We start from the raw sequence: 21907 nt of genomic DNA, 5'->3' as shown, positions 1-21907 counted from the left end.
CATGCAGATCGGTCTTGTTGGTCTCGGCAAGATGGGCGGCAACATGCGCGAGCGTCTGCGCAACGCCGGCCACACCGTCGTCGGATACGACACCAACCCCGAGCGGGCCGACGTCGGCAGTCTGGTCGACCTCGTCGAGCAGCTGGAGCGGCCGCGCGCGGTCTGGGTGATGGTCCCGGCCGGCGCCGCCACCCAGCACGTCGTCGACCAGCTGGCGAACCTGCTCAGGCACGGCGACACCGTCATCGACGGCGGCAACTCCCGCTGGACGGACGACGAGAAGCACGCCGAGGAGCTGGCCAAGCGCGGCATCAACTTCGTCGACGCCGGTGTCTCGGGCGGCGTGTGGGGCCTGAAGAACGGTTACGCCCTGATGGTCGGCGGCGAGAAGGAGGTCGTCGACGACCTCAAGCCCATCTTCGACGCCCTCAAGCCCGAGGGCCCCTACGGCTACGTCCACGCGGGCAAGGTCGGCGCCGGTCACTTCTCCAAGATGGTCCACAACGGCATCGAGTACGCCATGATGCAGGCGTACGCCGAGGGCTGGGAGCTGCTGGAGAAGGTCGACTCCGTGGACAACGTCCGCGAGGTCTTCCGCTCCTGGCAGGAGGGCACCGTCATCCGCTCCTGGCTCCTCGACCTGGCCGTCAACGCCCTCGACGAGGACCACCACCTCGACCAGCTGCGCGGCTACGCGGAGGACTCCGGCGAGGGCCGCTGGACCGTCGAGGCGGCCATCGACAACGCCGTGCCGCTGCCCGCGATCACGGCCTCCCTCTTCGCGCGGTTCGCGTCCCGGCAGGACGACTCGCCGCAGATGAAGATGATCGCCGCGCTGCGCAACCAGTTCGGCGGGCACGCGGTGGAGGCCGCCAAGAAGTAGGCGGCACCTGAAGCGCGTTGACATGATCGGCCGGTTCGGGTCAGAGTCCATCCCTGAGGGAGATCAATGACCTGACACCGGCCGAGGCGCGCGTCTGGCGGGCGTTCGCCACGGGCACCGCCGTGGACTTCCGCACCGCCGACGACGAGGACCCGGCCGAGGGCGGTGCCTGGGGCACCGAACAGACCGTTCGCGCGAGCGTGTTGCGCGCACTGCTGCTCGACGGCCCCCGGGCGGACGGCGAGGTGGCCGCACTGAGCCTGGCGGGCGCGCGCGTCACCGGGCCGCTGGAACTGGCGTACGCGACGGTCGACCACCCCGTGCGGCTGCGGCACTGCCACTTCGACGACGTGCCCAGGCTCTACGCGGCCCGGCTGCGCGAAGTGAACCTGAGCGAGTCGGTCCTGCCCGGCCTGATCTCGCACGCCGTCCGGGTGGACGGCGTACTGCGGCTGACCCGCGCCCGGTTCGGCGGGATGGTGGGGCTCGGCGGTGCGGAGATCACCGGCAGCCTCTACCTGGAGAGCACGGAGATCCACGCGCCGGACACCGAGGGGCCGGTGCTCCAGCTGAACCAGGCGGTGCTGGGGGCCGACCTGTGGGCGCCGGGGCTCCGGGCCCGGGGCACGGTGCGGCTCGACGGCGCCAGGGTCGCCGGGACGGTCAACCTCACCGACGCGGTACTCGACCGGCCGGACGGCACCGCCCTGCAGGCCGAGACGCTCGCGACCGAGGCCGACGTGCTGATGCGGCACGCCGCGGTGCGGGGCCGGCTGGAGTTCCGCGGTGCGGGGCCGGCTGGAGTTCCGCGGTGCGGGGCCGGCTGGAGTTCCGCGGTGCGGGGCCGGCTGGAGTTCCGCGGTGCGCGCATACCCGGACGGCTGGACCTGTCGCAGGCGCGCCTGGTCAATCCCGGGGGAACCGCGCTGCGCGCGAGCAGTTGCGTGATCGGTGAACTGTGGCTGCGCCAGTGCCCGACGGTGGAGGGCACCCTCAACCTGCGCCGCTCCCAGGTGGAGGTGCTGTTCGTCGAACCGGAGGCGGTACCGCACTGGGTCCAGCTGAACGACGTCACCTACACGTCGCTCATCCCGCACGAACCCGCCGAGCGGCGGCTGCCGATGCTGGAGCGCGGCGACAGCTGTCTGCCCTTCGTCTACGAGCAGTTGACCGCCTCCTACCGCCGGATCGGCGACGACGACGCGGCCAGGCTGGTCCAGCTCGCCGAACAGCGCCGGCACCGCCGCACCCTGCCCTGGTACGGCCGGGTCCGGGGACTGCTCCAGGACGCCGCCGTCGGCTACGGCTTCCGTCCGCTGCGGGCCGGCGGCTGGCTTCCGTCCGCTGCGGGCCGGCGGCTGGCTGCTGTCGCTGCTCGCGGTCGGCTCGGCCGCGTACGGCCTGCGGCACCCGCCGCCCCTCAGACCCGCGGAGTCCCCCGACTTCAACCCGGTGTTCTACACGCTGGACCTGCTGCTGCCGGTGATCTCCTTCGGTCAGGAGAGCGCGTTCGCGCCCGAGGGCTGGTACCAGTACCTCGGTTACGTCCTGATCGTCATGGGCTGGATCCTGGCCACCACCGTCGTCGCCGGGGTCACCCGCACCGTCAGCCGCCAGTGAACCCCCGCACCGCGTGCTGCGCGGCCAGCCGGACCGGGGCGTTGGCCGCGCCGTAGCCCCGGTAGCCGCCGTCCCGCTGGACGAGTTCGAAGAAGACCCGGCCGACGGTGTGCGTGTAGCAGTGCCGGAAGGTGCCGTGCGCGTCGCGGTCGTAGAGGATGCCCAGCTCCCGGTACGTCTCCAGCTCGCCGTCGGCGAACTCGAAGCGGGCGGCGAGATCGTCGTAGTAGTTGCCGGGGATCGGGAGCAGCGGGCCGCCCGCGGCGCGGAAGCGGCGGGCGGCGGTGACCACGTCGTCGGTGGCCAGGGCGATGTGCTGGGCGTGCGCGGTGTCGTCGGTGGGTGCCGCGCCGACGGTCAGGACGATGCGGACCCCGCCGTCGTCGGTGGACACGGCGCGGCTGCGCAGCAGGCCGTAGGGGTCGGCGACGTCCACGCTCTCCTGCGGGCGCAGTCCGAGGACGCCGCGGTGGAAGAGCGCCGCCTCGTCGAACTGGTGCCAGGGCTGGGTGAGGGAGAGGTGGTCGACGCGCCAGGCCGCCCCTGCCTCGGCGTGCACGCCGGTGTCCTCGAAGTCGGCCCGCCAGTCGGGCAGTCCGGGGCGCTCGGTGGCGCAGAGGAACAGCTCCGTGCCGTCGGGCGCGGCGACCGCCTCCAGCGGGGCGTCGCCGGGGGCGCGGCGGCGTGGCAGCACCGGAGCGAGCAGGGCCTCGGCGCGGCGGGCCGCCCCGGCGGGGTCCGGCGACTCCAGGCCGACGGCGGCCAGCCGGGTGCCGTCGCGGCGTTCGGCCGGTCCGGTGTTGACCAGGACGCGGGCGTCGCCCCGCTGCCACAGGTCGACGGGTTTGCCGCGGTGCCGCGCGGTCCGGGCGAAGCCCAGCGCGCCGAGCACCGCCGAGACGGGTGCGGCGTCGGGCGTGACCAGTTCGGCGAAGGCGACCCCGGTGGGCGGAGCGGGTGCGGGCGGCGCGGCGAGGCCGGCCGTCTCCTGGAGCGTCAGCAGGGAGCGCTGGGCGTCCACGGCCGTGGGGCCGGCCTCGGACTGCCGGAAGACGTCGTTGAAGACCTCCAGGGACAGTGGACCGTCGTAACCGGCGCGCAGTACGTGCCGCAGCAGTCCGGCGACGTCGAAGCCGCCCTGGCCGGGGAAGCAGCGGTAGTGACGGCTCCACTGGAGGACGTCCATCGCGAGCAGCGGGGCGTCGGCGAGCTGGAGGAAGAAGATCTTCTCACCGGGAATGTCCTCGATGCCCTTGGGGTCACTGTCCCGGGAGAGGATGTGGAAGCTGTCCAGGCAGGTGCCGAGCGCGGGGTGGCCGGCGCTCTCGACGACGCGCCAGGCGTGGTCGTAGGTGCTGATGTGCCGGCCCCAGGCGAGCGCCTCGTAGGCGACTCGGACGCCGTGGTCCTCGGCCAGATCGGCGAGCCGGCTCAGCTGCTCGGCGGCGAGGGCGTCGTCGTCCACGGCGTGCGGGGAGACGCTGGAGCAGACCAGGACGGTGTCCGCGCCGAGCCTGCGCATCAGCTCGAACTTGTGCCGGGCGCGGCGCAGGGCGCGGGCGAACTCGCCCTCGGGCAGTGCCTCGGTGTCCCGCATGGGCTGGTAGAGGTCGATGGTGAGGCCGAGGTCGGCGCAGCGGGCGCGGATCTCCTCGGGGGTCAGGGGGCTGGCCAGCAGGTCGTTCTCGAAGATCTCCACGCCGTCGAAGCCGGCCAGGGAGGCGGCCGTGAGCTTCTCGGTGAGGGATCCGCTGAGGGAGACGGTGGCGATGGACGTCCGCACGCGGCTACCTCTTCCCTACTGCGGGGCGCCGAGGGCGCCCGCCAGGTCGGTGATGTCGGCGAGCATCCGCACGGCGTCGGGTTCGCGCCCGGTGAACAGCCGGAACGCGTCCGCGGCCTGGAAGACCGCCATGCCGCCGCCGTCGAGCGTGGCGCAGCCCAGCGCGCGGGCGGTGCGCAGCAGCTCGGTCTCCAGCGGGCGGTAGACGACCTCGGCGATCCACAGCCCGGGGTGGAGCAGTTCGGCGGGCAGCGGCAGGCCGGGGTGGGCGGCCATGCCGGTGGGGGTGGCGTGCACGACGCCGTCGGCCCGGGCCAGCGGCCCGGCCAGCCGGTCAGGGCCGGCGTGGTCGGCGCGGCCGTCCCCGAAGTGGCGGTTGAGCTGGGCGGCGAGGGCGGCGGCACGCTCGGGCATCGCGTCGACGACGGTGACCCGCCCGGCGCCCAGGGTGAGCGTGGCGTGGGCGACGGCCGCGCCCGCGCCACCGGCGCCGAACTGGACGATCCGCTCCAGCGGCGCGTCGGGCAGCCCGCGGGCGAAGGAGGCGGCGAAGCCGGTGACGTCGGTGTTGTGTCCGGTGGCGCGGCCGGCGTCGTCGAAGACGACGGTGTTGACCGCGCCGAGCGCCTCGGCCTGCGGGGCGATGGCGTCCAGGTGCTCGATGACGAGCTGCTTGCAGGGGTGGGTGATGTTCAGCCCGTCGAAGCCCAGGTCCCGGGCCGCGCGCAGCAGGTCGCCCACCGCCTCGGGCCGGACACCGAGGGTGTCGATGTCGATCAGCCGGTACAGGTAGCGCAGGCCCTGCCGGCCGGCCTCCCGCTCGTGCAGTGCCGGACTGAGCGACGGGCCGATGCCGGAGCCGATCAGCCCGACGAGATACGAGTCCTTGGCCACCGGGGACCTCCTGAGCGGCTCGGGCTGCTGCCCGAGCGACCAATGTACGAACCAGTACGTTAGTCATAGCAGGAGGGTGGGGCGTATGGGAAGGCGGAGGCTTCTAGAATCACCGGCACGCCCCAGCCCGCAGCCCCTGCCCCGCAGCCGGAGGAACCCGATGAACAGCGTCGACGAACCGGCACGAGCCGCCACGCGCACCCGTGACGCCGCCCGCACCCGGGCCGAGATCCTCGACGTGGCGACGCGCGAGTTCGCCCGGGCCGGCTACGACGGTGCCCGCGTCGACGAGATCGCCGCCCGCACCCGCACCACGAAGCGGATGATCTATTACTACTTCGGCGGCAAGGAGCGGCTGTTCACGGCCGTGCTGGAGCGGGCGTACGGCGTGATCCGGGAGGCCGAGCAGCAGCTCGACGTCGAGCACCTGGACCCGGTGGCGGCCATCCGGCGCCTCGCGGAGGTGACCTTCGACCACCACGAGCGGCACCCCGACTTCATCCGCCTGGTGAGCATCGAGAACATCCACGACGCCGAGCACATCGCGTCCTCGGAGATGCTGGCCAGCATCGGCTCGCCGGCGCTCGACGTGATCCGCCGGATCCTGGAGGACGGGCAGCGGTCCGGCCTGTTCACGGCCGACGTCGACGCCGTCGACCTGCACGCGATGATCAGCTCCTTCTGCTTCTTCCGAGTCGCCAACCGGCACACCTTCGGGGCCCTGTTCGGCCGCGACCTGGTCGCCCCGGACCAGCGCGAGCACTACCGGGCCATGCTCGGCGACATGGTGATCGCCTACCTCACGGCGGAGCGCGCGGCGGACTGATCCGACCGGTTCCGGGGCGACGAACCTCTTGACACACGGGAAACGTGCGCGCAACATCCCTTCCCAACCGAGACTAACTACCCAGTGGGTTAATTAGCCGATCGGCACTTCTCCCCTCCGCTCACTCCGCCTACCGTGGAGTCCCCCGAAGGAGCAACGCGTGTCCGTCCCCGCCCCCGCGTCCCAGGGCGCCGCCCCGCCCGGCCAGCCGAAGAAGGCGGCGACCGCCGCCTGGATCGGCAGTGCGCTCGAGTACTACGACTTCTTCATCTACGGCAGCGCCGCCGCGCTGATCTTCCCGGAAGTCTTCTTCGACGAGTCCGACCCGGCCACCGCGACCCTGCTGTCGCTGGCCACGTTCGGCGTCGCCTACGCCGCCCGTCCGGTCGGCGCGTTCTTCCTCGGCCACATCGGTGACCGCATGGGCCGCAAGAAGATCATGGTCTTCACGCTGATCCTGATGGGCGTGTCGACGTTCCTCATCGGCTGTCTGCCCACGCGCGACCAGGTCGGCACCCTCGCCCCGGTCCTGCTGGTGCTCTGCCGCATCCTGCAGGGCATATCGGCGGCGGGCGAGCAGGCCAGCGCCAACTCCATGACCCTGGAACACGCGCCACCGCACAAACGCGGCTTCTTCACCAGCTTCACCCTCAGCGGCACCCAGGGCGGGCAGCTGCTCGCCACCCTGGTCTTCCTCCCCATCGCCGCGCTCCCCGAGGACCAGCTGCTGGCCTGGGGCTGGCGCGTGCCGTTCTGGCTGAGCGTCGTGGTCGCGATCGTCGGCTACGTCATCCGCCGCAAGCTGGACGAGACGCCGGCCTTCGCCCAGCAGGCCGCCACGGAGGGTGTCGCCAAGATGCCGCTGGCGGTGCTGGCGCGCGACCACTGGGCGGACGTACTGCGGGTGGTCGCGGGCGCGCTCATCGCCTCGGTCAGCACGATCTTCACGGTCTGGGCGCTGGCGTACGCCACCAGCGACTCGGTCGGCATGTCCCGTACCGCGATGCTGTGGGTGGGCGCACTCGCCAACGTCGTCGCGCTCGCCGCGATCCCGCTGTGGGCGACGCTGTCCGACCGCATCGGCCGGCGCCCGGTGTTCCTGATCGGCGCGGTGGGCAGCGCGGTGACGATGTTCCTGTACCTGTGGGCGATCTCCACCGGCTCCTACCCGCTGACGTTCCTCACGGGCATCGTCGCCTTCGGCGTCGTCTACAGCGCCGCGAACGGCGTGTGGCCCGCCTTCTACGGCGAGATGTTCTCCACCCGGGTCCGACTGTCCGGCGTGGCGATCGGCACCCAGATCGGTTTCGCGGTGGCCGGGTTCGCGGTGACGTTCGCCGCGCAGATCGCCGGTCCGGACGGCGACGACTGGTTTGCGGTGGCGCTGTTCACGGCGGCGCTGTGCGTCCCGCCGGTGATCGCCGCGTTCTCCGCCCGCGAGACCCACAAGGTCCCGACGGAGGCCCTCGGCGAGCGTGCCCGCCCGGAGGCGGCGCAGCCGGAGACGGTGACGGCCTGACGCCTTTGGGCGGCTGCCCTCCGCCCTCCCGGGCGAGATCGTGGCGCCGGAACGTCACGCGGCGGGGCGCGCCGGTGCACACCGGCGCGTACGGCGGGTCATCGGGCCTGAAGTCGCGTGCGCGGGGTATGCCGGACCCACCTCGACGAACGACCAAGGAGGGCGATGGTGACGGCACCACTGCGGCAGGAGGCCGACCCGGGTGCGGCCGGGCTGGATCCGCAGGCACTGGTCCGGCTCGACCGGCATTTCGCCCGACAGGTCGAGGAGGGCCGGCTGCCCGGGTTCCTGGTGGCCGTCGCCCGTGGCGGGCGGGTCGCCCACCTGACCGTGCACGGCCGGCGGGACGTCGCGGCCGGGCTGCCCGTGGCGGCCGACACGCTGTGGCGGATCTACTCCATGACCAAGCCGGTCACGTCCGTGGCCGCGCTGATGCTGGTGGAGGAGGGCCGGCTGTCGCTCGACGACCCGGTGGCGCGGTACCTGCCGGCCTTCGCCGAGCCGCGGGTGTACGTGGCCGGGTCCGCGGACGACGTCATCACCCGGCCTGCCGCGGGACCGGTTCTCGTCCGGCATCTGATGACCCACACCGCCGGGCTGACCTTCGGCTTCTACCACGCCCACCCCGTCGACGAGCTGTACCGCGCGGCCGGCCTGGAGTCGTCGGTGCGGCCGGGTGCGGCCCTGGCCGAGACGGTCGACCTGTACGCGAGCCTGCCGTTGCAGTTCGAGCCGGGCACGCGGTGGAACTACTCGGTGGCCAGCAACGTGCTGGGGCGGCTCGTGGAGGTGGTGTCCGGGCAGCCGCTCGACACGTACTGCGCCGAGCGTGTCTTCGGGCCGCTCGGTATGACGGACACCGGCTTCCACGTCACCGACGAGCAGGCCGGCCGACTGGCCGAGCTGTACGGCGAGACGGACGGCGGTGGCATCGAGCCGGTCCCCGGGCTGCCGCTGCGGGGCCGGCCGCGGTTCCTGTCGGGCAGCGGCGGCCTGGTCTCGTCCGCGTACGACGTGCACCGCTTCGCGGAACTCCTGCGGCGCCGGGGCGAACTCGACGGCGTCCGCCTGCTCGCCCCCGGGACGGTGGACCTCATGACCCGCAACCACCTGCCCGGCAACGCCGACCTGCGCGCCTACGGCAGCCGCCCGGCGCACGACGAACCCGGCAACGACGGTGTCGGCTTCGGCCTCGGTGTCTCCGTGGTGATCGACCCGGCCCGCACCCAGGCCCCCTCGGGGCTCGGCACGTACGGCTGGAGCGGGGTGGCGACGACCACCTTCTGGGTCGACCCGGGCCGTGATGTGACGGTGCAGTTCATGACCCAGGTACGGCCGAAGTCCTCGCACACGGTCTACCCGGACCTCAAGCGGCTCGTGCACGAGGCCGTCACCGGCTGATCCGGCCCCCTGGAGTCAGGACGACACATGCGCCACCGCGTCCAGGTGGGGCAGATGGTGGTCGAGCCGTTCCCGCTTGGTGCGCAGATAGGTGATGTTGCTCTCGCACGGCGGTATCAGCAGCGGCACCTGCTCGGTGACCTCGATGCCGTGGCGCACCAACGCCTCCCGCTTGCGCGGGTTGTTGGACATCAGGCGCACGGACCGCACCCCGAGGTCGTCGAGGATGCGGGCGGCGACGCCGTAGTCGCGGGCGTCCACCGGCAGGCCGAGGGCGAGGTTCGCCTCCACCGTGTCAAGGCCCTCCGCCTGCAGCGCCATCGCGCGCAGTTTGGCGAGCAGTCCGATGCCGCGCCCCTCGTGCCCGCGCAGGTAGACCACGACGCCGCTGCCCGCGGCGGCCACCTCCCGCAGTGCGCAGGCGAGTTGGGCACCGCACTCGCAGTGCTGGGAGCCGAACGCGTCACCCGTGAGGCACTCCGAGTGCAGCCGGGTCAGCACGCCGTCGGCGCCCGGATCGCCGTGGACCAGTGCCACTTGCTCGTCACCGCGCTCGTGGTCGAAATAGCCGAATGCGCGGAATTCGCCGTACACGGTGGGCAGAGGCGTCACCACGACCCGCTCCACGTCCGTGCGCTGCGCTGCTTTCTTGCCGAGTACACCAATTTTTTCTGTCATGATTCTCGCGTTCCTCAACAGACTGCTCAACAGTTTTCTCGACCGAGACGAAAGGCCGTGCGGGAATGGACGTTTCACTGGTGCCGGCGGACACGACCGAGGACGTGCGCAGGCGGGGCTGCGGGGTTCCGCGGCAGGTGGCGGTGCTGCCGGTCGGAAGTTACGAACAGCACGGCCCGCACCTGCCGCTGGCGACCGACACGCTCGTCGCGTGCGCCGTCGCCCGGGAGATCGCCGCCGTGTACCCGGTGCACCTGCTCCCACCGGTGACGATCGGCTGCTCCCACGAGCACGCGGACTGGCCTGGGACCGTCAGCATCTCCTCGGTGACCCTTCACGCGGTGGTACGGGACATAGCCGACTCGCTGCGCCGCTCGGGCGTCGACGCCCTGGTGGTGGTCAACGGGCACGGCGGCAACTACGTACTGGGCAACGTCGTCCAGGAGTCCTCCGCACGCGGCGAACGGATGGCGCTGTTCCCGGCCGCGGAGGACTGGGAGGCGGCTCGGGAGCGGGCGGGGGTGGCCACTTCGCTGCTCACCGACATGCACGCGGGGGAAATCGAGACGTCCATTCTTCTGCACACTCACCCCGAATACGTCCGGCCCGGTTACGAGGCCGCCGATTTCGTCGCGGACGACCGGCGTCATCTGCTCTCCCTCGGTATGTCCGCCTATACCGATTCCGGTGTCATCGGGCGTCCCTCACTGGGTTCGGCGGAAAAGGGGAAGGAACTGCTGGCGAGCCTCGCGGATTCCTTCGGAGCGTGTTTCTCGCTGCTGACGTCGGAGACGGTCACCGCGCCGGGCGGTGAGCGCGGGTAGTGCCCGTCGGACGCGCGGTGCGGGGCGGCACGGCCGCGCAGCCCCTCGCACCAGCGGACCACGAGAACGGCCACCCCGGGCAGGCTCGCCACCAGGCTGAGCACCCCGTAGACCACGGCCACGCCCAGCCCGGTGCCCGCGCCCAGCCCGGCCGCCCCGAACGCCCAGGCGGTGACGCCCTCCCGGGGGCCCCAGCCGCCGACGTTCAGCGGCAGTCCCATGGCGAGCAGCGCCAGCACGGCCAGCGGCGTCAGTACGGCGACGGAGGCGCCGCTGCCGGCCACCCGGGCGGCGAGGGCGAACATCGCGAGGTGCCCGGCCAGGACGACGGCGGACGACACGGCGACGCCCGGCAGGTTCCGCCGGGACAGCAGCCCTTCGCGGGCTTCGCGGAGCGTCTCCCGCAGGGCCCCGGCCGCTGCCCGCCCCCTGCGGGAGGGGGCCCGGTTCATGCGCAGGGCGAGGACGACGGCGAGCGCGCCGAGCACGCCCATTCCCACGAGCGGTGCGAGGTGCCGGGCCCCGGCCAGCACGGGTGACTCCATCGTGAGCAGCACCGCCACCGCGACACCGATCAACACGACCTGCCCGGCAACCCGTTCGAGGACCACGGCCCGCACGCCCCGCCCCAGGTCGCCCGCGCTCCGTCCGTGCCGTACCGCGCGGTGCACGTCGCCGAGTACGCCGCCGGGGAGGGCGGCGTTGAGGAACAGCGCGCGGTAGTAGTCGGCGACGGCCGGTCCGAGGGGCAGCCGGATGCGCAGGCCGCGGGCCACCAGGGCCCAGCGCCAGGCGCTGAACACCGTGGTGACCAGTCCGATCCCGAGTGCCGTCAGCAGCGTGGGTACGTCGATCCGGCGCAGCCCTTCCAGGAACACACCGGCCCCCATCCGCCACAGGAGTACGGCGAGGATGGCGGCGCCGGCGAGGGTGCCGAGGTGGGTGCGCAGGGCGCGGCGGCGGGGGTGGTCGCCGACGGGAGCCGCGTCCCGGCGTACCGCCGCCGGCAGGGCTCCCGTCCCCGCCCGTACCGTCGGTGCGCTCACGAGGCCCCGCCCATCGGCCGGCACAGGGCCAGCAGGTCGGTGTGGTGGACGACGACGCGCAACTCCCCCGCGGTGCAGGCCGCGAGGCGCTCGTCCAGGTACCGGTCGGCCGGTTCGCGCAGTTCCGGGCGCTGTTCGACGGCCGCGCGGACCCAGCCCCGTAGCCACTGGGCGGTGAGCGCGGCCTCGCCGGGACCCAGCCGCCAGGGGCTGGGGTTCGCCCGTACCGTGGCGCCGTGCGCGGCGAAGGCCTCCGCCGCGACCGTCACGGCGTCCGGGCCGAGCATGCCGGTACGCCGCTGGTGGTCGTTGAACGCGTCGGCGATCTCGGCGTCCAGGGGGTGGGCGGGGGTGAGGTCCACGCGCCCGGCGACGGACAGGGTCAGCAGGGCCGGGCAGCCGGCCGAGGCGCAGGCGGCGGCGAGCGTGCCGACCTCCTCGGCGGTGAGGACGTCGAGCAGCGCGGACGCCGTCACCAGCGCGGCGCCGGCCAGCGCGTCCGGGGTGAGGCGGCCGAGGTCGCCGCGCCGGGTCTCGACCGTGACGCGACTGCCGTCGGCGGCCGAACTCGGGGCGGCGACGGCGGCGAAGTGCAGGAGGTAGGGATCGTGGTCGTGCAGCACCCAGTGCTGGGCGCCGTCGAGCAGCGGGGCGAGCCAGCGTCCCATCGAGCCGGTACCGCAGCCCACGTCGTGCACGACCAGCCCACCCGCCCGCCTCGGCAGGTCGGCGAGACGGATCCGCAGCGGGTCGAGCAACTCGTGCGCCCGCGCGGCGCCATCGGCGGGCTCGCGCAGCCGCAGCCACTCGGGGGCATACCGCGGAGGTTCACCGGGGCGCCCCGGGTCCTCGCGCAGGCGAGGGGTGGCCCGCTCGACGGAGGGCTGCGTGGGCCGGTCGGTGAGGGGACCGGCGGCGGGCTGCCCGGGGCCAACGGCGAGCGACTCGGCGGAGGACCGCCCGAGACCGTCAGCGAGCGACTCGGCCGACCACCGCCCGGGGCCAACGGGGAGCGACTCGGCGGAGGACCGCCCGGAACGGTCGGCGGACGGATCGGCGGACGACCGCCCGAGACCGTCAGCAAACGGCTCAGCGGACAGCCGCCCCGGCCCGACCGCCGGCGACTCGGCCGACGACCGCCCGGGACCGTCAGCGAGCGACTCGGCCGACCACCGCCCGGGGCCAACGGCGAGCGACTCGGCGGAGGACCGCCCGGAACGGTCGGCGGACGGATCGGCGGACGGATCGGCGGACGACCGCCCGAGACTGTCAGCAAACGGCTCAGCGGACAGCCGCCCAGGGCCGTCAGCCAGCGACTCGGCCGACGACCGCGCGGGACGGTCGGTGAGCGGATCGGTCGGGCCCGCGTCCGGGATCACGCCGTTCGCCGGCTCGGGGGCGTGCTGCGGGCCGGGCCGGGACGGGATTGCCCGCGTGGCCGGTGCCGTCGTCTTCCTCATGCCGCCCTCCGGGGTTCGCTCGGCAGCCGGTGCAGTACTCCGGCCAGGCTCCGGGCCGTGGTCGCCCAGCCGTCGAGGGCGGCGCGGCGGCCGCGTGCCGCGGCCTTCAGCCGGCGTCGTACGTCCGCTTCCCCGAACCAGCCGCGCAGTTCGGCGGCGAGCGCGACCGGGTCCTCCGGGGGGACGAGGATGCCGGGCACCCCGCCGTCGGGAGCGCGCCCGACCGCCTCCGGGAGGCCGCCGACGTCCGTGGCCAGCACGGGAATGCCGCGCGCGAGGGCCTCCGTGACCGCCATGCCGTACGTCTCGGCGTACGAGGTGAGGACCATCAGGTCGGCGGTGGAGTAGGTGGCGTCCAGTTCCGCGCCGGCCCGCGGTCCCGCGAGAACCAGCCGGTCCTCCAGCCCGTGCCGCGCGATCAGCGTCCGCAGCCGGCCGACGTACTCCGGGTCCTGCCCGAGTCCGCCGACGCACAGGCAGCTCCACGGCAGGTCGGCGACCGCCGCAAGGGCCTCCACCAGCCGGTGCTGGCCCTTTCGGGGTGTGACGGCGGCGACGCACAACAGCCGGGAGACACCGTCGGTGCCGGGCGCGATGGGCGCGATGTCGGCGCCGGGGGCGGCGACGTGGACGCGGACCGGGTCGAGGCCGTGGTGGGAGACGAGGCGCCGGACCGCCCAGTCGCTGGTGGCGACGACGGCCGGGACGGCCCGCAGCACCGCGCGTTCACGCGCGTCCAGTTCGGCGGCCACGGCGGGGTCGAGGCCGGTCTCGTCGCCGAGCGGGAGGTGGACGAGCACGGCCATCCGCAGCCGCTCGGCCTCCGGGACCACGACCTCCGGCACCCCGCAGGCCACCAGGCCGTCGAGGAGGACGACGGCGCCGTCCGGCAACCGGCGCAGGACGCGGGCGAGTTCCGCGCGGGCGGCGTCGTCCGGCCGTGGCCAGTCCCCGGCCACGGGCAGACCCCGTACCCGCCAGCCGAAGCCCGGCAGGTCCAGCCGCACCCGCCGGTCGTAGGCGTTGCCGCCGCTCGGCGCGGCCGGGTCGTCGACTCCGCCGGGCATGACGAAGTGCACGGAGCGCAGGGACATGGGGATGATCCCCCCGTTCCTCGGGGCCGAAGCCGGCGCGGACGTCTGTGCGGGGACGTAGGTGAGCCGAGTGCGTCCGGCGGCGGTCGCACCGGTCGCCGTTTCGATGGACGTGTCGGTCACAGGGCACGCTCGTAACTCGCCCAGGCGACGTGCGACTCGTGCAGGGTCACGGTGAGGCCGGCCAGGCCCTTGGCCCCCTCGCCGAGCCCGCCCTTGTGGACGCGCTCGGCGAGCCGGTCGGCGATGACCTCGGCCAGGAACTCCGTGGAGGTGTTGACGCCGGCGAAGTCGGGTTCGTTGTCGAGGTTGCGGTAGTTCAGCTCGCTCACGACGGCGCCCAGTTCACGGGTGGCCAGTCCGATGTCGACGACGATGTTGTCCTCGTCCAGCTGCTCGCGCCGGAAGGTGGCGTCCACCAGGAACGTCGCTCCGTGCAGGCGCTGCGCGGGCCCGAAGACGTCGCCGCGGAAGCTGTGGGCGATCATGATGTGATCGCGGACGGTGATGCTGAACAACGGACGACCCTCCAGGTGTGGCACGTCTGATCCCCCGCCGATCGGTGCGCGGGGTGCCGTCTATTACGGCTCGGTGCCTTCCCTTGTTCAGCGGCCCGTACGTCTTTTCTCAAGGTCAGGCGCCGATGCCGTCCCGGCGGGTGGAGGGTCGGCCGCCGGGGTACCGGATCCGGTGGCACAGCGCGGGTATCTCGCCGGAGGCCAGCTGCGCCAGCACGTCCGGCAGTTCGGCGAACGCGGACTCGCCCGTGACGAGCGCGTCGAGCGCCGGGTCGGCGAGCAGATCGAGGGCGAGGGCGAGCCGGTCGGCGTACGTGCGGGTGGCGCCGCGCGCCGGGGAGACGGTGCCGACCTGGCTGCTGCGCAGGGTCAGGCGCCGCGAGTGGAAGGCCTCGCCGAGCGGGAGGACGACGCGCCGGTCGCCGTACCAGCTCAGTTCGAGGACCGTCCCCTCGGGCCGCAGCAGCTCCAGTGACCGGGCGAGGCCCGCCTCCGTCGCGCTGGCGTGGACGACGAGGTCGAGGCCACCGAGGGCGTCGGCGGGGGACGCGAAGCCGATCCCGAGTGCCTCGGCGACCTCGGCCCGGGCCGGGTCGGCGTCGACCAACTGGACGCGGACGCCGGGGAAGCGGGCCAGCAGGGCGGCCACCGAGCAGCCGACCATGCCGCCGCCGACCACGGCGATCCGGTCGCCGACCAGGGGCGCCGCGTCCCAGAGGGCGTTGACGGCGGTCTCGACGGTGCCGGCGAGCACGGCCCGCCCGGCGGGAACCTCCGGGGGCACCGGGGTGACGGCGGCGGCCGGGACGACGTACCGGGTCTGGTGCGGGTACAGGCAGAAGACGGTGCGCCCGAGGAGGGCGTCCGGACCCTCCTCCACCACACCGACGTTGAGGTAGCCGTACTTCACCGGCCCCGGGAAGTCGCCCTCCTGGAACGGCGCGCGCATGGCCGCGTACTGGTTCTCGGGCACCCGGCCGCCGAAGACGAGCGTCTCCGTGCCCCGGCTCACACCGCTGAAGAGCGTACGCACCAGCACCTCGTCCGCCGCGGGCGAGGACAGCTCGACGTCGCGGATCGCGCCCCGGCCTGGCGATTCGAGCCAGAACGCACGTGCCATGCCTGTCATCGGATGTCCTCCTGAACGATCGGGAAGCCGCCCACGTACCGAGGGATGCACGAGCCGCGCACAAGGTAGCGGCGTTGATCGACTCTGTCACACGGCCGGAGGGTGTTCGGTGGCCCTGAACAACACGTACGACGCGTACGACGCGAGGCCCGTTCAGCAGGAGACCGCGGTGGGGGCGGGCGCGCAGATCCTGCTCCTGTCGCTGCTCGGCACGGCGATCGGGATGGGTACGGCGGGCTGGCTGACCGGCCTCGCGTTCGCGTTCGCGACCTGGGCGGTGCTCTCCTGGGCCCTGCACCGCTCCCGGCTGCCGTCGTTCGGCCCGGCCAACCGGGTCACCCTCGGCCGGGCCACCCTGGTCGGCGGGGTCACGGCCCTGGTCGCGGACTCCTTCCGCAGTACGCCGCCGGTCTCCCTGCTCGTCGGCCTGACCGCCGTGGCCCTGATCCTGGACGGCGTGGACGGCAGGGTCGCCCGCCGCACCGGCACGTCGTCGCAGCTGGGCGCCCGGTTCGACATGGAGGTCGACGCGTTCCTGATCCTGGTGCTCAGCGTGTACGTCGCGATGGACCAGGGTCCGTGGGTCCTGCTGATCGGCGGCATGCGCTACGTGTTCGTCGCCGCGGCCCGGGTGTGGCCGTGGCTGACCGCCCCGCTGCCGCCGAGCACGGCCCGCAAGACGGTGGCCGCGCTGCAGGGCGTGTTGCTGCTGCTGGCGGGCGCGGAGCTGCTGCCGCCCGCGGTCAACACCGGGGTGGTCCTGCTGGCGCTGGGGCTGCTGGTGTGGTCGTTCGGCCGGGATGTGCTGTGGCTGTGGCGGACGTCGCGGACGCGGAGCGCCGCCCCGGCGGCCGAGGCGCTGCCGGAACTCGTCGCTCAGTGAGGCTTGTGGGGGCGGCGGTCGGCTCAGGCCCGGCCGCGTCCGCGTCCGTCCGACGGCCAGGGCTTGGTCACTGCTGCTCTTCGCCGGAGGGCCGTGGCGCGTGGATGGCGAGGACGGCGGTGTCGTCGTCCACGCCGCTGCCGAAGGCGTCGAGCAGCTCGCGGACCGCGCTGATGGTGCCGGAGGCGGTGGCGGGGGCCAGGGCTCGGCCGAAGTCGAGAAGGGCCTCGTCGCCGTAGCGCTCCCCGCCGCCCGCGGTGGCGTCTGTGTGGGCTTCGGTCAGTCCGTCCGTGTGCAGGAGCACGGTGTCGCCGGGGCCGAGGGGGACGGTGGTGGTGGCGATCTCGGCGTCGGGAAGGACCCCTATGAGCTGCCCTCCGGGGGTGGGCAGGAAGTCGGCGGTGCCGTCGGCGCGCATCAGCAGGGCGGGCGGGTGCCCGCCGCTGGCCAGGGTGATGCGGAAGCCCTTCCGGTCGGGGTCGGGAGTGAGCAGGCCGAAGACGACGGTGCAGAAGCGGGGGTCGGTGCCGGTGTACTCGTGGTTCAGGACCGTGTTGAGGTTGCCGAGCACCGCGACCGGATCGGGGTCGTAGACGGCGGCGGCGCGCAGGGTGTAGCGGGCCAGCGAGGTGATGGCCGCGGCGGCGGCACCCTTGCCGCACACATCGCCCAGGAAGAGCCCCCAGGTCCCGCCCCCCAGGGGGAAGAGATCGTAGAAGTCACCGCCCACCTCATCCACGGAGGCGACGTGGTAGTACGCGGCCACCTCGAGGCCGGGAACGTCCACCAGCGCCGGGGGCAGCAGCGTCTTCTGCAGGGTGGTGGCCAGGGTCTGGAGTCGGTCTCGCTCCTGGTCGGCTTCCATGCGGGCGCGCAGCAGCTCGGTCTCGTAGGCGCGGCGGTCCCGGGCGTCGAGGACGGTGGTGCGGATCAGCAGGGGTTGTCCGTCGCTGCCCGTTTTCACCACCGAGGTGACCAGGACGGGCAGGCGTGAGCCGTCGGCGGCCTTCAGTTCCAGGGCGATGCCGCTGACCTCGCCCTGCATCCTGAGCAACGGGGCGAAGTGGGTCTCGTGGTAGAGCCGGCCGCCGACCGTGAGCAGGTCGGAGAAGTGTTTGCGGCCCACCAGGTCGTCGCGTCGGTGGCCGAGCCAGTTCAGCAGGGTGGTGTTGACCTTCGCGATCCGGCCGTCCATCTGCGTCGACAGGTAGCCGCAGGGCGCATTCTCGTACAGGTCCTCGGCGCTGTCCTCCAGCAGGGCGGAGAACTGCACCTGCTCGTCTCCCGGGTCCTCGTCCCTCTTCGGTCCGCCCTCTTCGTCGTCGGTCCTGCGCATCACTGGGAGGCTCCCGCGAAGGCGGCGATGGCTGCCGCGGTCTCCTCCGGGGCGGCGAGCTGGGGGCAGTGCCCCGTGGCGTTCAGCGTGACCAGCCGGCTTCCCGGGATCTGCGCGTGGACGAAGGCGCCCACCTCCGGCGGAGCGATCGCGTCGCTGGAGCACTGGGCGACCAGCGTGGGCACCCCGACCTTGGCGAGGTCGGTGCGGTTGTCGGACAGGAAGGTCACCCGGGCGAAGAGCCGCGCGATCTCGGGATCGGTGCGGCAGAAGCTGTTGGTCAGCTCCTCGCCCAGCTCCGGCCGGTCCGGATTTCCCATGATGACCGGTGCCATCGCGCCCGACCAGCCCAGGTAGTTCGCCTCCAGCGACTCCAGCAGCTCGTCGATGTCCTCGGCGCTGAAGCCGCCCCGGTAACCGGCTTCGGGATCGTCGATGAAGCACGGCGAAGGGGCGAGCAGCACCAGCCCGGCGAACGCCTCGGGCTCCCGTGCGGCGGCCAGTACGCCCATCATGGCGCTGACCGAATGCCCCACGAACGTGACGGGGCCCAGCGCCAGCTCCCGGCACAGCTCGAGCACGTCGTCGGCGTATCCGTCGAGTGTCGAGTAGCGGCGACGGCTCCACGCGGTGAGGTCGGATCCTCCCGCGCCGACGTGGTCGAAGAGCACCACGGTGAAGTCGCGCTCCAGCGCCGGCACCACCAGCCGCCACATGTTCTGATCGCAGCCGAATCCGTGCGCCAGCATCACCACCGGCCCTCCGGGCCGCCCGGTCACCGTCACATGGTTCCTGCTCCGCGCGTCCATGCGGCCAGTTTCGCAGAAAGCTCCCGGGCGCGGGGATCCCCGGCGCCCGAGGGCGGTCGGCATGGGTCTCGTCGACTCGGCCGCCCGAACGGAATCGAGGCCGGGCAGGCGCCGTGGGTGCCGGAGTCGGCCGCGTCCAGCGGACCGGCGGCGCCGGTGCGCCCGAGGGACTCAGCGACGCCGGGGCAGCAGTCCCAGCGCCGCCAGCGGTACGGCGGCCAGGACCAGCCACGGCACGGCCGGCGGCAGCCCGCTGTCCAGCAGCAGTCCGGTCGCGGAACTGCCGGCCAGCACGATGAGCCCGGAGACCGAGGACAGCGCACCCGTGTACAGCCCGAGCCGCCCTTCCTCGGCGAGGTCCGGCACCCAGGCGCGGGCGACGGGCGCGACGAGCATCTGCCCGAGGGTGAGCAGCACGACGAACCCGGCGGCGGGCACCAGCCCACCCGTCCCCGTCCACCCGGCGGGACGCGCGAGGGCGACGGCGGAGAAGCCGACCGCGATCAGCGCCAGTCCCGCCACCATCGACCGGCGCGGCGCCAGCCGCTCCCCCGCCCACCGGGTCACCGGCAACTGCGCGGTCACCACCAGCAGCGAGGACAGCGCGAACAGCCAGGCCAGCGGTGCCTGCGAACCGGCAGCCCGCTCCACCTCGGCGGGCAGGGCGAGGTAGAGCTGGTTGTAGGCGAGGAGGTAGGCGCCGTACGCGCAGCACAGTGCGAGGAAGCGCCGGTTGCGCAGCAGCAGCCGCGCCCCGCCCTTGACCTGTACCTGCACTCTTCCGGGAACTCGCTGCGGCAGCAGCCACGCGTGCCCGGCGAGCACGAGCACGAAGACACCGGCCCCGGCCAGGCACGCGGTACGGAAGTCGGCGGCCAGCAGCAAGGCGCCGAGCAGCGGCCCGACGAACGCCCCGGCCTGCCCTGCGACGGTGAACAGCGCGAGCACCCGGGTCCGGTCCCCGCCGCTCGCCTCCTCCCACAGGACGGCCTGCCGGGCGACCTCGGACTCGACGGCCGGTGAGAAGAGGGCGGCGGCGAAACCGATCAGCAGCACCGCCCCGACGACCGCCCAGGTCCGCTCGGCGAACCCGAGCCACACGAACCCGGCGATCCGCAACAGGCACCCGGCGAGCACGACGGGCCGGATGCCGTAGCGGTCGGCCAGCGCCCCGCCGACCACGAACAGCCCCTGCTGGCTGAACGTCCGCAGCCCCAGCACGAACCCGACCAGCCACCCCGCCATGCCGATGCCCTGTCCCAGATGCTCGGAGAGGAAGGGCAGGACGGCGAAGAAGCCGATGTTGAAGGCGAGTTGGGTGACGATGAGCAGCCGGAGCAGTGGGGAGAGCGGGGTGGGCGGGGGGACCCCGCGGCGGGGCTTCCTCACGAGTCGGCCGATGGACGCTGCGGTCATCGGGCGCCGGCCAGTTCCTTCTCCTCGACGGCCGCTGGGCAAACCACCGGGGACGTGGGCCGAGGCCGCCGCCGGGGCCGGCGCAGTCCGCCCGCGGCGGTGACGGCCAGCGCGCCGAGCAGGGCGAGAACGGCGGCGGGGGCGAGGACGGCCCAGGGGGCGCGCTCGGCGTAGGGCTGGTTCTCGGCGAGGAGCAGGCCCCACTCGGGGGACGGCGGCTGAGCGCCCAGGCCGAGGAAGCCGAGGGAGGCGAGCGCGAGGGCGACGCCGGGCAGCCGCAGCAGGGCGTGCCGGAGAACGGGGGGCAGGACGGCGGGCAGCAGCTCTCGGCGCAGCAGGTACCACCGCCCGGCGCCCAGCCCCCGGGTGGCGGTGATGTGCAGGGTGGCGCGTTCCTGCCGCAGCAGCGAGGAGGTGTGCGCGGCGAGCGGCGCCCACGCGACGGCGGCCACGGCGAGGGCGGGCGTGGCCGTTCCGCTTCCCGCGACGGCCGTGACGAGCAGGGCGGCCAGCACCGGCGGTACCGCGTTGACGGTGTCCACGAGCGGTGCCGACACCCGGGGTACGAGCCCGAGGAGTACGCCCGCGAGCAGCGCGGCGGCGGTGATGGCACAGGCGAGGAGCAGCGTGTCCAGAGCCCCGTGACCGACACGGGCGAGCAGGTCCCGGCCGAGGGCGTCGGTACCGAAGGGATGGCCGAGGGAGGGCGCCCGCAGCCGCTCCCCCGTGTTGAGGGCGAGCGGGTCGCGCGCCAGGCCGAAGCCGATGACGGCGAGCAGGACGACGCCGTAGAGCAGGGGCAGCAGCCCGCCGGCGGGCGGGGCGGGCCGGTGCAGGGAGGAGAGGGCTCCGTCGCGCAGTGCGGGTCCGGTGAGCAGCCGGGCGGCGACACGGGTGGCACCGGTCGCGAGCGCGGCGAGGAGGACGAGGGCGAGGGTGCCGGCCTGGAGGACGGGCAGGTCCTGGGCGAGGGCGGCCTGGAGGGTGGTGCGGCCGAGCCCGGGGATGTCGAAGACCTGCTCGACGGCGACGGCCCCGCCGGTGAGGCCCACGACGAACAACCCGAGATTGGGCAGGAGCGCGGGCACGCACCGCCGCAAGGCCTGCCGAGCGATGCGCCGGCCGGTCAGGCCCCGGGCGGCGGCGGCCAGCGCCCACGGTTCACCGAACGCGCCGGGCAGCAGATCGTCGAGCAGCCGCCCGAGCACCGCCCCGGCGGGCAGCCCGAGGGCGAGCGCGGGCAGCACGGTCCACCGGGGCCCGTACCACCCCAGCGCGGGCAGCCACCCCAGCTGCACCCCGACGACGGTGGCGAGCACGGAGGCGACGAGGAACTCGGGCAGGGCGGCGACGACGGCGGAGGCGGTGCCGCCACGCCGCCGCCCTCCGAGCCGCCGCCGGGCGCCGAGCCTGAGCGTGCGGGCGCAGATGAGCCCGGCGGTGAGGGCGGCGACGAGGAGCGCGACCGCCATGAGCAGCAGGGAGGCCCCGAGCGCCTGGAGCACGTCGGGCAGGACCTCGCCCCCCGAGATCCAGGACCGCCCGGCGTCACCGCGCACGAGCCCGCCGAGCCACCGCCCGAGCAGGTGCAGTGGCCCGGCGTCGAGCCCGAGCTGCGCGCGGATGTCGGCGAGCACCTCGGGCGTGGGTGCACGCTCGACCGACCGTGCCTTGAGAACCGTGTGGGCCGGATCGGTCCGCGTCAGCCAAGGCAGCAGCCCGATGCCGCACACCAGCCCCGCCGCGAGCACGACCCGCCACACGACGGTGGCCACCTGCTGCCGCACG

At 73.7% G+C, this 21907-nt stretch carries 16 protein-coding genes and 3 pseudogenes; 7 read left to right on the top strand and 12 right to left on the bottom strand.

Going from position 1 to position 21907, the window contains the following annotated elements; translation table 11 throughout:
* Window position 1: 1 nt before the first annotated feature.
* Window positions 2-883: a phosphogluconate dehydrogenase (NAD(+)-dependent, decarboxylating) gene (gnd, locus tag ACIQ1J_RS27415; protein WP_210961091.1), complete on the top strand. Its 882-nt coding sequence runs from the start codon at window positions 2-4 to the stop codon at window positions 881-883.
* Between the two features lie 53 nt (window positions 884-936).
* Window positions 937-2503, top strand: a pseudogene (locus ACIQ1J_RS27410) (membrane-associated oxidoreductase).
* Here ACIQ1J_RS27410 and ACIQ1J_RS27405 read toward each other — a convergent pair.
* Both ACIQ1J_RS27405 and ACIQ1J_RS27400 read right to left on the bottom strand, forming a co-directional pair.
* Window positions 2490-4286 carry a bifunctional sugar phosphate isomerase/epimerase/4-hydroxyphenylpyruvate dioxygenase family protein gene (locus tag ACIQ1J_RS27405; RefSeq protein ID WP_403560889.1) on the bottom strand — a complete coding sequence of 599 codons (1797 nt, stop codon included), beginning with the start codon at window positions 4284-4286 and terminating at the stop codon, window positions 2490-2492. The pseudogene ACIQ1J_RS27410 and the gene ACIQ1J_RS27405 sit on opposite strands and share 14 nt — an antisense overlap.
* A gap of 15 nt (window positions 4287-4301) precedes the next feature.
* The gene (locus tag ACIQ1J_RS27400; RefSeq protein ID WP_403560887.1) at window positions 4302-5180 is read right to left on the bottom strand and encodes a shikimate dehydrogenase; all 879 of its coding nucleotides are present in this window, start codon (window positions 5178-5180) and stop codon (window positions 4302-4304) included.
* 160 nt (window positions 5181-5340) lie between these two features.
* Here ACIQ1J_RS27400 and ACIQ1J_RS27395 point away from each other — a divergent pair, with 160 nt between their 5' ends.
* The 3 genes from ACIQ1J_RS27395 to ACIQ1J_RS27385 all read left to right on the top strand — a co-directional run bounded on the left by ACIQ1J_RS27395 (window position 5341) and on the right by ACIQ1J_RS27385 (window position 8926).
* Complete coding sequence (locus ACIQ1J_RS27395) at window positions 5341-6006, top strand: TetR family transcriptional regulator (RefSeq protein WP_403560885.1); 666 nt, start codon at window positions 5341-5343, stop codon at window positions 6004-6006.
* A 160-nt stretch (window positions 6007-6166) separates the two neighbouring features.
* A complete protein-coding gene (locus ACIQ1J_RS27390) occupies window positions 6167-7525 on the top strand; it encodes an MFS transporter (RefSeq protein ID WP_403560883.1) in 1359 nt (452 codons plus the stop codon).
* A 165-nt stretch (window positions 7526-7690) separates the two neighbouring features.
* Entirely contained in the window at window positions 7691-8926 is a 1236-nt protein-coding gene (locus tag ACIQ1J_RS27385) for a serine hydrolase domain-containing protein (protein WP_403560881.1), read from the top strand.
* Window positions 8927-8941: 15 nt separating this feature from the next.
* Here the strand turns inward: ACIQ1J_RS27385 and ribA are convergent, their stop codons facing one another.
* Window positions 8942-9604: a GTP cyclohydrolase II gene (ribA, locus tag ACIQ1J_RS27380; RefSeq protein ID WP_121750139.1), complete on the bottom strand. Its 663-nt coding sequence runs from the start codon at window positions 9602-9604 to the stop codon at window positions 8942-8944.
* 65 nt (window positions 9605-9669) lie between these two features.
* Between ribA and ACIQ1J_RS27375 the strand changes: the two genes are divergently transcribed.
* Window positions 9670-10428 carry a creatininase family protein gene (locus ACIQ1J_RS27375; RefSeq protein ID WP_403560879.1) on the top strand — a complete coding sequence of 253 codons (759 nt, stop codon included), beginning with the start codon at window positions 9670-9672 and terminating at the stop codon, window positions 10426-10428.
* A gap of 134 nt (window positions 10429-10562) precedes the next feature.
* Here the strand turns inward: ACIQ1J_RS27375 and ACIQ1J_RS27370 are convergent.
* From ACIQ1J_RS27370 to ACIQ1J_RS27350, 5 genes and pseudogenes are all read right to left on the bottom strand, one after another.
* Window positions 10563-11318, bottom strand: a pseudogene (locus ACIQ1J_RS27370) (YbhN family protein); the annotation flags it as partial.
* A gap of 152 nt (window positions 11319-11470) precedes the next feature.
* Window positions 11471-12394: pseudogene (locus ACIQ1J_RS27365) on the bottom strand (hypothetical protein); the annotation flags it as partial.
* Between the two features lie 536 nt (window positions 12395-12930).
* Window positions 12931-14151 carry a glycosyltransferase family 4 protein gene (locus ACIQ1J_RS27360; RefSeq protein ID WP_403560877.1) on the bottom strand — a complete coding sequence of 407 codons (1221 nt, stop codon included), beginning with the start codon at window positions 14149-14151 and terminating at the stop codon, window positions 12931-12933.
* Window positions 14148-14546 (bottom strand): 6-pyruvoyl trahydropterin synthase family protein, encoded by a 399-nt coding sequence (locus ACIQ1J_RS27355; RefSeq protein WP_403560875.1) that lies wholly within the window; start codon window positions 14544-14546, stop codon window positions 14148-14150. Before ACIQ1J_RS27355 ends, ACIQ1J_RS27360 begins: the two co-directional genes overlap by 4 nt.
* 115 nt (window positions 14547-14661) lie before the next feature.
* Window positions 14662-15675 carry a zinc-binding alcohol dehydrogenase gene (locus tag ACIQ1J_RS27350; RefSeq protein ID WP_403560873.1) on the bottom strand — a complete coding sequence of 338 codons (1014 nt, stop codon included), beginning with the start codon at window positions 15673-15675 and terminating at the stop codon, window positions 14662-14664.
* A 109-nt stretch (window positions 15676-15784) separates the two neighbouring features.
* Here ACIQ1J_RS27350 and ACIQ1J_RS27345 point away from each other — a divergent pair, with 109 nt between their 5' ends.
* Entirely contained in the window at window positions 15785-16558 is a 774-nt protein-coding gene (locus ACIQ1J_RS27345; protein ID WP_403560871.1) for a CDP-alcohol phosphatidyltransferase family protein, read from the top strand.
* Between the two features lie 67 nt (window positions 16559-16625).
* Here ACIQ1J_RS27345 and ACIQ1J_RS27340 read toward each other — a convergent pair whose 3' ends face one another.
* The 4 genes from ACIQ1J_RS27340 to ACIQ1J_RS27325 all read right to left on the bottom strand — a co-directional run bounded on the left by ACIQ1J_RS27340 (window position 16626) and on the right by ACIQ1J_RS27325 (window position 21906).
* Window positions 16626-17894, bottom strand: a complete 1269-nt coding sequence (locus ACIQ1J_RS27340) for a PP2C family protein-serine/threonine phosphatase (RefSeq protein ID WP_403560869.1) — start codon at window positions 17892-17894, stop codon at window positions 16626-16628.
* On the bottom strand, window positions 17894-18703 hold the full coding sequence (locus ACIQ1J_RS27335; RefSeq protein ID WP_403560867.1) for an alpha/beta fold hydrolase: 810 nt from the start codon (window positions 18701-18703) through the stop codon (window positions 17894-17896). The genes ACIQ1J_RS27340 and ACIQ1J_RS27335 overlap by 1 nt, the downstream gene beginning before the upstream one ends.
* A gap of 171 nt (window positions 18704-18874) precedes the next feature.
* Complete coding sequence (locus ACIQ1J_RS27330) at window positions 18875-20119, bottom strand: MDR family MFS transporter (RefSeq protein WP_403560865.1); 1245 nt, start codon at window positions 20117-20119, stop codon at window positions 18875-18877.
* Window positions 20116-21906, bottom strand: a complete 1791-nt coding sequence (locus ACIQ1J_RS27325; protein WP_403560863.1) for an ABC transporter permease subunit — start codon at window positions 21904-21906, stop codon at window positions 20116-20118. The genes ACIQ1J_RS27330 and ACIQ1J_RS27325 overlap by 4 nt, the downstream gene beginning before the upstream one ends.
* Between the last annotated feature and the right edge of the window lies 1 nt (window position 21907).

It is taken from the genome of Streptomyces sp. NPDC097107, assembly GCF_044762405.1.
Lineage (GTDB): Bacteria > Actinomycetota > Actinomycetes > Streptomycetales > Streptomycetaceae > Streptomyces > Streptomyces thinghirensis.
This window is presented reverse-complemented; position numbering and strand designations above follow the sequence as displayed.

What these genes read in the sequence shown, in the direction of transcription:
- ACIQ1J_RS27330 (WP_403560865.1), bottom strand. Translation starts at nt 20,119, where the DNA reads ATGACCGCAGCGTCCATCGGCCGACTCGTGAGGAAGCCCCGCCGCGGG.
- ACIQ1J_RS27375 (WP_403560879.1), top strand. Translation starts at nt 9,670, where the DNA reads ATGGACGTTTCACTGGTGCCGGCGGACACGACCGAGGACGTGCGCAGG.
- ACIQ1J_RS27385 (WP_403560881.1), top strand. Translation starts at nt 7,691, where the DNA reads ATGGTGACGGCACCACTGCGGCAGGAGGCCGACCCGGGTGCGGCCGGG.
- ACIQ1J_RS27340 (WP_403560869.1), bottom strand. Translation starts at nt 17,894, where the DNA reads ATGCGCAGGACCGACGACGAAGAGGGCGGACCGAAGAGGGACGAGGAC.
- ACIQ1J_RS27350 (WP_403560873.1), bottom strand. Translation starts at nt 15,675, where the DNA reads ATGACAGGCATGGCACGTGCGTTCTGGCTCGAATCGCCAGGCCGGGGC.
- ACIQ1J_RS27335 (WP_403560867.1), bottom strand. Translation starts at nt 18,703, where the DNA reads ATGGACGCGCGGAGCAGGAACCATGTGACGGTGACCGGGCGGCCCGGA.
- ACIQ1J_RS27395 (WP_403560885.1), top strand. Translation starts at nt 5,341, where the DNA reads ATGAACAGCGTCGACGAACCGGCACGAGCCGCCACGCGCACCCGTGAC.
- gnd (WP_210961091.1), top strand. Translation starts at nt 2, where the DNA reads ATGCAGATCGGTCTTGTTGGTCTCGGCAAGATGGGCGGCAACATGCGC.
- ribA (WP_121750139.1), bottom strand. Translation starts at nt 9,604, where the DNA reads ATGACAGAAAAAATTGGTGTACTCGGCAAGAAAGCAGCGCAGCGCACG.